General features: G+C 59.8%; 12 protein-coding genes. 8 read left to right on the forward strand and 4 right to left on the reverse strand.

From position 1 onward, the window contains the following. Positions 1-213: 213 nt before the first annotated feature. Complete coding sequence (locus OC610_RS13125) at positions 214-1,455, forward strand: glutamine synthetase family protein (RefSeq protein ID WP_264428226.1); 1,242 nt, start codon at positions 214-216, stop codon at positions 1,453-1,455. A 69-nt stretch (positions 1,456-1,524) separates the two neighbouring features. Continuing rightward, positions 1,525-2,886, forward strand: coding sequence for an MFS transporter (locus OC610_RS13130; RefSeq protein WP_264428212.1), 1,362 nt, complete (start codon positions 1,525-1,527; stop codon positions 2,884-2,886). Positions 2,887-2,949: 63 nt separating this feature from the next. Here the strand turns inward: OC610_RS13130 and OC610_RS13135 are convergent, their stop codons facing one another. The 4 genes from OC610_RS13135 to flgA form a co-directional block, all read right to left on the reverse strand. After that, positions 2,950-3,696: a flagellar brake protein gene (locus tag OC610_RS13135; protein WP_264428213.1), complete on the reverse strand. Its 747-nt coding sequence runs from the start codon at positions 3,694-3,696 to the stop codon at positions 2,950-2,952. Positions 3,697-3,788: 92 nt separating this feature from the next. Further along, positions 3,789-4,256: a flagella synthesis protein FlgN gene (locus tag OC610_RS13140; protein ID WP_264428215.1), complete on the reverse strand. Its 468-nt coding sequence runs from the start codon at positions 4,254-4,256 to the stop codon at positions 3,789-3,791. Between the two features lie 48 nt (positions 4,257-4,304). Then, positions 4,305-4,619: a flagellar biosynthesis anti-sigma factor FlgM gene (flgM, locus tag OC610_RS13145; protein ID WP_264428217.1), complete on the reverse strand. Its 315-nt coding sequence runs from the start codon at positions 4,617-4,619 to the stop codon at positions 4,305-4,307. A 161-nt stretch (positions 4,620-4,780) separates the two neighbouring features. Further along, the gene (gene flgA / locus OC610_RS13150; protein WP_264428219.1) at positions 4,781-5,545 is read right to left on the reverse strand and encodes a flagellar basal body P-ring formation chaperone FlgA; all 765 of its coding nucleotides are present in this window, start codon (positions 5,543-5,545) and stop codon (positions 4,781-4,783) included. Positions 5,546-5,620: 75 nt separating this feature from the next. Here flgA and OC610_RS13155 point away from each other — a divergent pair, with 75 nt between their 5' ends. From OC610_RS13155 to flgE, 6 genes are all read left to right on the forward strand, one after another. Further along, positions 5,621-6,547, forward strand: coding sequence for a chemotaxis protein CheV (locus OC610_RS13155; protein WP_030142436.1), 927 nt, complete (start codon positions 5,621-5,623; stop codon positions 6,545-6,547). Positions 6,548-6,603: 56 nt separating this feature from the next. Beyond that, entirely contained in the window at positions 6,604-7,431 is an 828-nt protein-coding gene (cheR, locus tag OC610_RS13160) for a protein-glutamate O-methyltransferase CheR (protein WP_030142435.1), read from the forward strand. Positions 7,432-7,788: 357 nt separating this feature from the next. Then, on the forward strand, positions 7,789-8,196 hold the full coding sequence (flgB, locus tag OC610_RS13165) for a flagellar basal body rod protein FlgB (protein WP_264428221.1): 408 nt from the start codon (positions 7,789-7,791) through the stop codon (positions 8,194-8,196). Positions 8,197-8,199: 3 nt separating this feature from the next. Beyond that, positions 8,200-8,643 carry a flagellar basal body rod protein FlgC gene (gene flgC, locus OC610_RS13170; RefSeq protein ID WP_030142433.1) on the forward strand — a complete coding sequence of 148 codons (444 nt, stop codon included), beginning with the start codon at positions 8,200-8,202 and terminating at the stop codon, positions 8,641-8,643. A gap of 15 nt (positions 8,644-8,658) precedes the next feature. After that, positions 8,659-9,381, forward strand: coding sequence for a flagellar hook assembly protein FlgD (gene flgD / locus OC610_RS13175; RefSeq protein ID WP_264428224.1), 723 nt, complete (start codon positions 8,659-8,661; stop codon positions 9,379-9,381). A gap of 28 nt (positions 9,382-9,409) precedes the next feature. After that, positions 9,410-10,708 carry a flagellar hook protein FlgE gene (gene flgE, locus OC610_RS13180; protein WP_264428225.1) on the forward strand — a complete coding sequence of 433 codons (1,299 nt, stop codon included), beginning with the start codon at positions 9,410-9,412 and terminating at the stop codon, positions 10,706-10,708. Positions 10,709-10,821 lie beyond the last annotated feature (113 nt).

Below are 10,821 nucleotides of genomic sequence, written 5' to 3' on the forward strand. Positions count from 1 at the left end.
TGCATTCCAATGCCGGATCTTTATTGTCTCTGGGTGCTTGATATTCCGAACAGCCGGAGCCTATTTTGTACGGGTTGCCGTTCGCGGCTCGCACATAACAAGGATTGCGTCATGACGACCGATGGCCAGTGTTCACTCGCGCAGCGATTGACGGGCATTGATGAGATTGAATGTGTCACGCCGGATTTGAATGGCGTGCCCAGGGGCAAGGTGATGAGCGCCGAAGGCTTCCTCGAGGGCCGGCGGTTGCAACTGGCGCGAGGGGTGCTGCTGCAATGCATCATGGGCGGTTATCCGCCGTCGCGCTTTTATGGCAGCGATGACGGCGACCTGGCGCTGGTGCCCGATCCACAGCAGATTTATCGCTTGCCGTGGAGCCATCCGCCCCGTGCCTTGGCGATTTGCGATGCCGATGAGCTCAGCAGCGAAAGCTCCCCACTTTCGACACGCGGCCAGCTCAGGGCAGTTGTCGCGCGATATGCGGCCCTCGGGCTGGCGCCGGTGGTGGCGACGGAGCTTGAGTTCTTTGTGTTTGCGCCCAACTCGGACCCTACGCAGCCGTTCCGGCCGCCGGTGGGCCTGGACGGTCGTCGCGAAGACGGCCAGTCGGCGTTCAGCATCAGTTCCAATAACGGCTTGCGGCCGTTCTTCAATGAAGTCTATGAATGCATGGCGACGCTGGGGTTGCCGCGCGACACCTTCATGCATGAAATGGGCGTGAGCCAGTTCGAAATCAATCTGCTCCACGGCGATCCTGTGCTGTTGGCCGACCAGACGTTCCTGTTCAAGCATCTGCTCAAGGAAGTGGCCCTCAAGCATGGCCTGATTGTGGTGTGCATGGCCAAGCCCCTGGCGCAAACGCCGGGCAGTTCGATGCATATCCACCAGAGTGTCGTCGAACTGGGCAGCGGCCGTAATGTGTTCAGCGACGAGGCGGGCGAGCCAACGGCTGCGTTCCGACACTTCATTGGCGGACAGCAGGCCGGCATGGCGGATTTCACCGCGCTGTTCGCGCCAAACGTGAATTCCTACCAGCGCCTGTGCCATCCATTCGCATCGCCAAACAATGCGTGCTGGTCCCATGACAATCGCTCGGCTGGGCTGCGCATTCCCGCCAGTTCACCCGAGGCCCGGCGTGTCGAGAACCGCTTGCCAGGGGCCGATGCCAACCCTTACCTGGCGATTGCCGCGAGTCTGGCGACGGGACTTTATGGCATTGAAAATCGCCTGGAACCGGCTGCCGCGATCCAGGGCGAGTTCGAGGTGCCGGATAATCTGTCCTTGCCATGTACCTTGCACGCTGCCCTTGAGCGTCTCAAGCGTAGCCATCTGGCGAAGGAACTGTTCGGGGCCGAATTCATCGAAGGTTACATTGCGTCGAAGACCTTGGAACTGACCAGTTTCTTTGACGAGATCACGCCTTGGGAACGGCGTGTGCTGGCGGCCCAGGCATAACGAACCCGTTGCATCAGGGCTATCTTCAAGATGGCCCTCACTGACCTCAAGGAGCCGCTCGGAACGCCGATGCGCCAAATCTGGAAACCTTTTCGAGCGCTTTATTTCGCCTCGCTGATGATGCTCATCGGCTCGGGCCTGTTGAGTACTTACCTGGCATTGCGCCTGGCCGCCGACCATGTCGACAGCCTGTGGGTCGGTGCGCTGATGGCCGCCAACTATTTCGGCCTGGTGCTGGGCGGCAAGATCGGCCATCGGCTGATCGCCCGTGTCGGGCATATTCGTGCCTATTCGGCGTGTGCCGGGATCGTCGGCGCGGCGGTGTTGGGCCATGGCCTGGTGGATTGGCTGCCGGCCTGGATCGTGCTGCGGATGATTGTCGGCCTGGGCATGATGTGCCAATACATGGTCATCGAAAGCTGGCTCAACGAGCAGGCTGATGCCAAGCAGCGCGGGGTGGTGTTCAGCGGCTACATGATCGCCTCGTACCTGGGATTGGTGCTCGGGCAACTGATCCTGGTCATGCACCCGGCCCTTGGGTTGGAACTGCTGATGCTGGTGGCGTTGTGTTTCGCCCTGTGCCTGGTGCCCGTGGCGTTGACCCGTCGGATCCACCCCGCGCCGCTGCGTCCGGCGCCGATGGAGCCGCGCTTCTTTATCAAGCGCGTGCCGCAATCGCTGACCACCGTGCTGGGCTCCGGGCTGATCGTCGGCTCGTTCTATGGCCTGGCACCGCTGTACGCCTCCCAACAGGGGCTTACCACCGAACAAGTCGGTCTGTTCATGGGCTGCTGCATTTTTGCCGGCCTGTTGGTCCAGTGGCCGCTGGGCTGGCTGTCGGACCGTTATGATCGTGCGTTGTTGATCCGCTGCTTTGCACTGGCTTTGGCGGTCTGTGCGTTGCCGCTGGCTATCATGTCGCAGGTGCCGCTGGAAGTATTGTTCGTTGCGGGGTTCTGCTGCTCGCTGGTGCAGTTCTGCCTGTATCCGCTAGCGGTGGCGTTTTCCAACGACCATGTCGAAGGCGATCGCCGGGTGTCGCTGACGGCGATGTTGCTGGTGACCTACGGTGTGGGCGCCAGTATTGGCCCGTTGGTGGCTGGCGTGTTGATGAAACTGTTCGGCAGCCACATGCTGTATGGCTTCTTCGCCTTGTTTGCGTTGGTGCTGGTGTGGCGGATCCGGCCGAAAGCGGTCACCAACCTGCATCAGGTCGACGATGCACCGCTGCACCACGTGGCCATGCCGGACAACATGACCAGCTCGCCGCTCGTAGCGTGCCTCGATCCACGGGTCGATGAGCAGGTCGTCCAGGATCAAATGCAAACGTCGCCCAATCCGGACGTCGAGCCAGAGCCGGAGTTGGAGCCGGTCACTGAAGGTGCGGACGACGAACCGCCGTCCTCCGATTTCACCCAGGCCAGGCCGTGAGCCGGGCATGAAAAAAAGGGCAATCCCTTGCAAGGAGTGCCCGTTTTTTTATGCCAGCGAAAATCAGAAGTCGTCTTTATCGAACCGACGGGCTTCACGCTGCAGCTGATACACGAAGCGTTCAACCTGGCGCTGCACCAGCCCGCTGATGTTGTGGAAGCGAACACCTGCGAACGTGGTATTGATCCGCTCTTCGAAATGCAGGTAGCGCAGTTCCACCGGCGCGGTCATGTTGCCGAATGGCAGGGCGGCGATGAAGCGTTCATAAACCTGGCCCAGTTGCAGTCGCTCGGTGATATCGCCATCGAAACGCAGCTTGCAGCCGGTGGCGGAGATGTCCAGGAGTTGGCCACTCACCGGTGATTTGAGCTTGTCGCCACCCATCTCCACGTTCACCAGTTGCGCCAGTTTCAACGCAGCCCGAAAGGCGTTGCGACGTTGGTGATAAACCACTTCTTCGGGCAGGGCGCCGCGGTAGCAGCGACCGTCGTTGGAGTCGTCGATGGTCAGCGGACCATTGCCTTCCCAAGCGATACGCACGCCGTCATGGAAACCCTCGACACGAAACGGCTCGCCCGCCAGCAGGAAACGCTCGCCGTCCCGGGGGATCATCTCGTCCAGGGCGATGGTGTTCTTCTCGCGATCAACGTCCACCAGGTAGCTCTGGAAGCGCTGGCTGCGCTCGTGGAAAGTGATGATCAGGGGATCATGACTGTCTTGCAGCATCCGCAGGTTGCCGGAGATTTCCAGGGGCGTGGTAAGGACCTTCGGTGGCTGCGGAGCATCTTCCGCGTTTGAGGCATTGAACACGGTGGGTCAATCTCCAAGCAAAATACGACTACAAAGAGCCAGCATTTTGCCAGCATGTTTCGCGCGTTGATAGTGCGCAGGCATCGTTCGCGTCACGCCTGGCTGAGCGGGCGGTGTTTGACCAGTTTCGCGGTCGATCCGCGAGCGTCATACAGCGTCGGGATTTCGCCGCCGTTGAGGATGCGCAACTGATTGGCGGTGGCGGCCTGTTGCATCTGGATGGATTGGCCGTTTCGAGCGTTCGCGGCCTGGCATTGGTTGAGCAGGTCGTTGAGCGCTGCGCTTTGGGACAATAACTGATCGCCCATCGACGATTGGCTGGCCAATTGTTCGAGGCCGTTGTTGTCTGCGGGCAGGTTGAGGCTGGCGAGAATCTCGCTGCGCTTGCGGCCATGCTGATCGAGCAAAATGATCAATGCCTGTTTCTGCGCCAGGATATTTTCCAGCAGAGGCATGTCCCGCCCATGGAGTGCCAGGGCTTCGGTCTGCAACAGCTCCAGCAATTGTTGCGCTGGAGCAAAGTCGTCGGTGATCAACTGCAATAAATTTGTGTCGTGCATGGCTGGCCTTGGTCTTTAGCGTCCAAAAGCCTGGCGCCGGCGGACGGCCTAGCGCTGGGCTTCGAAGTTGATCAGCTTGCTGGCTACACGGTTGCTGTCGACTTGATAGCTGCCATCGGCGATTGCTGCTTTCAACGCGGCCACGCGGGCGTTGTCGACGACAGGTTGATCGCGCAGCTTGTCAGTGACCTTCTGCAACTGCTGAGCCTCATTGCTGAGGTGTACCGATTCCCCATTGCTGACAGTGGCGGCCTGTTCGGCTGGCTTGGATTTGCCGGTTTCGGCGGTTTCCTTGCTGGCGCTGGTACGCGCAGTACCTGTCACAGGTGAGGAGCTGTTTAAACGATTGAAATCGATGACCATGGTAAAAAACCTCTGGGTATTTGGACGCTTGCCATGTTTTCGGCCATCCCCAAAAAAACTTTAGGCTCATTTTTCAATGAACGAGCGCACGTCTGCGCTTGCCTTTGCGTAAGGCACAGTCTAGGGAACACCGAGGTCAAGCGCCAGCCTGTCTACCCTCCTTACATGGCCACTTCCACCTGGCCAGGCGCCATCACTTGCGCCTTGATGACCCGCTGGGAGTTGAGGTTCTTCACTCGAATCTGTTCGCGCATGCCGCCGTTGGACAGGGCCTCGCCCGGCATCCGCACGGCTAACGTGCCGCTGCGGGCTGTGATCACGACCTGGTCGCCCTTGCGAACCACTTCGGCCTGTTCCAGGTGCACGAGGGTCACGACCTGGTCGGCGACCATTGGTCGGACAAGTTTCTGGCCGATCGCCTCATCAACGGAGGTCAGGAAGCCCTGGCTGATCTGGCTGATGTCACGCTCACGCAGGACCACGTCCTGTGGCTCGACGATCCCGGCGCGCTTGAGCGGACGAGTGGTGGTGACAATGTCGCGAAACAGGCGCACTTGAGCAGGCACGAACACCGTCCAGGGCGCCGCGCTGTCGCAACGAACCTTCACCGTGACGCGGCCGAGCGGCCTGGCCGGACTCTCCAGCGAGGCAGTCAATTCCTTGTCGCACATCGGCATGCGCAAGCGCGGGTCGATCTGGTTGACTTCGATCTCGTAGCGACCTTCGGTTTGACTGGTTGCCAGATAGTCTTCTACGGTGAACTCAAGAAAGCCCTGAGTGACGCCGATAAGGAGATCAGGCAAGGTTACTTCAGCAGCACCGACGGCAGGACCGCCAGACGCGAGCAGGCAGGCAGCCAGCAGTGCACCGAGCCAATGGCGGCAGTGAGTGGTCAGGCGTCGAGAAAATGTCGTTTGTGCGTTCATGCCGGTTCAATAGCAAGCCCCGTGCCGTTTAGTGATGAACGCGACGGACACATTAGCGTGATTAGGAGTCAGGGCATGGCGGGAGTGATGGATTCGGTAAACCAGCGCACACAGCTGGTGGGTCAGAATCGCCTGGAGCTGTTGTTGTTCCGTCTCGATGGCCAACAGTTGTATGGAATTAACGTATTCAAGGTTCGCGAAGTGCTGCAATGCCCTAAGCTGACCCTGATGCCCAAGTCCAGTCCCGTCGTGTGCGGTGTGGCGAATATCCGGGGCGCGACGATCCCGATTCTCGACCTGGCGATGGCGACCGGTTCCGGTCGGTTGCTGGATCAGAGCAATCCGTTTGTGATCATCACCGAGTACAACACCAAGACCCAAGGGTTCCTGGTGCGGTCGGTGGAGCGCATCGTCAACATGAACTGGGAAGAGATCCATCCGCCACCCAAGGGGACGGGGCGCGACCACTACCTCACGGCGGTGACGCGGGTCGACAACCAGTTGGTGGAGATCATCGACGTGGAGAAAATCCTCGCCGAAGTCGCGCCAACGCCGGAGACCATTTCCGTCGGCGTGGTGGATGCCGAGACGCAGCACAAGGCGGTTTCCCTGAGGGTGCTGACCGTCGATGATTCGTCGGTGGCACGCAAGCAGGTTACGCGTTGCCTGCAGACGGTCGGCGTCGAGGTGATCGCCCTGAATGACGGACGGCAAGCGCTGGATTACCTGCGCAACCTGGTCGACGAGGGCAAGCGGCCGGAAGAGGAGTTCCTGATGATGATCTCCGACATCGAGATGCCGGAGATGGACGGGTACACGCTGACGTCGGAGATCCGCAGCGACCCGCGCATGCAAAAACTGCACATCATCTTGCATACTTCGTTGTCCGGGGTATTCAACCAGGCGATGGTCAAGAAAGTCGGCGCCGATGACTTCCTGGCCAAGTTCCGGCCCGATGACCTGGCTTCCCGGGTCGTCGAGCGAATCAAGACAGCAGGCTAAAAAGGTCGGGCGCATTGTGCGCCCGGCAAGTCAACACAGTGAAAAGAGGCGGTATCTTGTCTACGGGTAATTTGGATTTCGAACAGTTCCGGGTCTTCCTGGAAAAAGCCTGTGGCATCTTGCTTGGTGAAAACAAGCAGTACCTGGTGTCGAGCCGTCTCAATAAAATGATGGAACAACAGGGCATCAAGTCATTGGGCGAGTTGGTCCAGCGTATCCAGAGCCAGCCGCGCAGTGGCCTGCGCGAAATGGTCGTGGATGCCATGACCACCAACGAAACCCTGTGGTTTCGTGACACTTATCCCTTCGAAGTGCTGAAGAACAAAGTATTGCCGGCGGCCATCAAGGCCAGCCCGGGCCAACGCTTGCGGATCTGGTCGGCGGCGTGTTCGTCGGGCCAGGAACCCTATTCGCTGTCGATGTCCATCGATGAGTTCGAGCGGACCAACCTCGGCCAGCTGAAGGCGGGCGTGCAAATTGTCGCCACCGACCTGTCCGGGACCATGCTCAATAACTGCAAGACCGGCGAGTACGACAGCCTGGCCATTGGCCGTGGGTTGTCACCCGATCGCCTGCAGCGTTATTTCGACGCGAAAGGGCCGGGCAAGTGGGTGGTCAAGGCGCCCATCAAGAGCCGAGTGGAGTTCCGTTCGTTCAACTTGCTGGACAGCTACGCCAGCCTGGGCAAGTTCGACATCGTGTTCTGCCGCAACGTGCTGATCTACTTCTCCGCGGAAGTGAAGAAGGACATCCTGATGCGTATCCACAGCACCCTGAAGCCGGGCGGCTATCTGTTCCTTGGGGCTTCCGAAGCGTTGAACGGCTTGCCGGATCATTACCAGATGGTCCAATGCAGCCCGGGGATCATTTATCAGGCGAAGTGATTGGCTTGGGTTGTCAAAAAAAACGGGAGTCCCAAGGGGCTCCCGTTTTTTTGCCCGCTGATTTTTCATTCACCCCCCGTCCCCTGTGGGAGCGAGCCTGCTCGCGAAGGCGGTGTGTCAGTCCACATCGATATCGCCTGGAATATTGCTTTCGCGAGCAGGCTCGCTCCCACAATGGAATACATACATCTGGAGAAAGCGGCAGAAAAGCGGCAGCCAGCGGAAACCGATTGCCGCTTTTCTGGCATTGCCGCTCTGCCGATCCCCGCAAAGCCCCGGTTTACGGGCTTTTTAAAAGTGGCACGACGCTTGCTAAAGCCATCGTACGTACATTCTGGTCACCCAAAGGTTTCCGACATGAGCATCAGCTTCGATAAAGCGCTCGGTATCCACGAACAGGCCCTGAGCTTCCGCGCCCAGCGTGCCGAAGTCCTGGCCAACAACATCGCCAACGCCGACACCCCGAACTACAAGGCGCGTGACCTGGACTTCTCCAAGGTCCTCGCCGAGCAGAACGAAATCGCCAAGAACGGCCACTTCGCCTTGAACATGACCAACAGCCGTCATATCGAAGCCGAAGGCGTTGGCAGTGGCGACGAATCGCTGATGTATCGCACGCCGATGCAACCGTCGATCGACCAGAACACCGTGGATGCTCAACTGGAACAGTCCAACTACGCGGAAAACTCCGTGAACTTCCAGGCCAGCTTCACCCTGCTCAACAGTAAATTCAAAGGGCTGGTATCGGCCCTGCGCGGAGAGTAAGTCATGTCGATCGCGAGCGTTTTCAACATCGCCGGCAGTGCCATGAGTGCCCAGACCACTCGCCTGAACACCGTCGCCAGTAACATCGCCAACGCCGAGACCGTCTCGTCGAGCATCGACCAGACCTACCGTGCCCGTCATCCGGTATTCGCCACCATGTTCCAGGGCGGCCAATCCACGGGCGGCGACTCGCTGTTCCAGGAGCAGGACGCGGCCGGGCAGGGCGTGCAGGTGCTCGGCGTGGTCGAAGACCAGAGCAACCTCGAGGCCCGTTACGAGCCCAACCACCCGGCGGCCGACGCCAAGGGCTACGTCTACTACCCGAACGTCAACGTCGTTGAAGAAATGGCCGACATGATTTCCGCCAGTCGTTCTTTCCAGACCAACGCCGAAATGATGAACACCGCCAAAACCATGATGCAGAAGGTCCTGACCCTCGGTCAGTGATAAGGGGCGAGTCACATGAGCGTCACCAACACCACCGGCGGTTTGAGCCTCAACGAGATCCTCGCCAACTCTTCGGTCAAGACCACCACCACGACCGATGGCCTGGGCGCGGCAACCAGTGCGGCGACCGGCAAGAAAGAGCTGGGCAAGGATGCGTTCCTGCAATTGCTCGTGACCCAGCTGAAGAACCAGAACCCGCTGGAGCCCCAGGACAACGGTGAATTCGTTGCCCAGCTGGCGCAGTTCAGCAGCCTGGAAGGCATCACCACGCTCAACCAGACGGTGAGTGGCATCGCCGGCAACTACAACTCGTCCCAGGCGTTGCAGGCTTCATCCCTGGTCGGTCGCTCGGTGATCGCTCCGGGTGACAAGGCCGTCGTCGACACCTCCAAGAGCCTCAACGGCACGGTGGTGGTTCCGTCGGCGGTGTCGTCCCTCACGGTCAAGGTCGTGGACAAGGATGGCAAGACCGTCCGCACCATCGACCTGGGCAGCCAGAAGGCCGGCAACTCCGCCTTCATCTGGGACGGCAAGAACGATGCGGGCGCCACGGTTGAAGCGGGCACCTACACCTTCGCGGCCTCGACCACCATCGACGGCCAGGCCACGTCGCTGATCACCAACCTGCCGGCCACGGTCAGCAGCGTGACGATCAGCCAGACGGGCGGTGAGCTGATGCTCAACCTGGCAGGGCTGGGCAGCATTGCCCTGTCCAAAGTACAAACTATTGGTATGTAGAGCCGACTAACCGGCAAAAGGAGTCAACATGTCTTTCAACATCGGCCTTAGCGGTCTCTATGCAGCCAACAAACAACTGGACGTGACCGGCAACAACATCGCCAACGTGGCGACCACCGGTTTCAAATCGTCCCGCGCGGAATTCGAAGACGTCTACTCGGCCACCAAGCTGGGTTCGGGCAGCAAGACCGTCGGCAACGGCGTGCGCCTGGCCAACGTTTCCCAACAGTTCGGCCAGGGTGACGTGAACAACACCGGCAACGTGCTGGACATGGGTATCCAGGGCCAGGGCTTCTTTGTGCTGGATAACGACGGTTCGCTGAGCTACACCCGTGCCGGTACCTTCAAGACCGACAAGGACGGCTACGTCACCAACAGCGACGGCACTGCACGCCTGCAGGGCTACGGCGTGGACGCCAACGGCAAGATCCTCAACGGGATCCTGACCGACCTGCGCATCGACACCTCGAACCTGCCGCCGCAAGCCACCAGCCTGGTTTCGTCGACGATCAACCTGAACTCGACGGCGACGCCGATCACTGTGGCGTTCAATCCGGCCGATACCGCTACTTTCACCAAGCAGTTCACCACGCCCGTCTATGACACCCAGGGTAACCAGCACTCAATGGACCAGTACATGGTCAAGACTGCCGGCAACACCTGGAATGTCTACACTCTGATTGATGGTCGTAACCTCGATGGCAGCTTGCCGACCACGACCGGTGCGACCGCGCCTGTTCCTTCGACCATGAACTTCGATTCGAGCGGCAAGTTGACCTCGGTTACCACCCCTCCGGCAGGTACCAGCAGTGACTTGGTGCTGACCGGCTGGGTTCCTGGCACCGTGACCAACGGAACCTGGGCCGCCAACGGCGCCGCCAGCGCGCCTAACATCACGATTTCGATGGGCAACACCACCCAGTTCAACGCCGACACCGCACGGTCGATTCCAACCCAGAACGGTTACGCCACCGGCCAGATCACCAACCTGACCATCGATGGTAGCGGTGTACTGCTGGCCAACTTCAGCAACAACCAGACCAAGCCGATCGGCCAGATCGCCCTGGCCAGCTTCACCAACGAACAAGGCCTGCAGCCGGTAGGCGGCACGAGCTGGAAGGAAACCTTCGCCTCGGGCATCCCGGGCTACGACGCGCCACAAACCGGCACCCTGGGTTCGATCGTCTCCAACTCCCTGGAAGAGTCCAACGTCAACCTGACCAACGAACTGGTCGAGCTGATCAAGGCGCAAAGCAACTACCAGGCGAACGCCAAGACCATCTCCACCCAGAGCACCATCATGCAGACCATCATTCAGATGACCTGATATCGATGGTTGCTTGAACGCCGCACAAGGAGCCCCTCGAAAGAGGGGCTTTTTCATGAGCGGCTATTTTGTGTTGGCTGTCCCGACCTCTTCGCGAGCAGGCTCGCTCCCAC

The organism is Pseudomonas agronomica (genome assembly GCF_025917275.1).
GTDB lineage: Bacteria > Pseudomonadota > Gammaproteobacteria > Pseudomonadales > Pseudomonadaceae > Aquipseudomonas > Aquipseudomonas agronomica.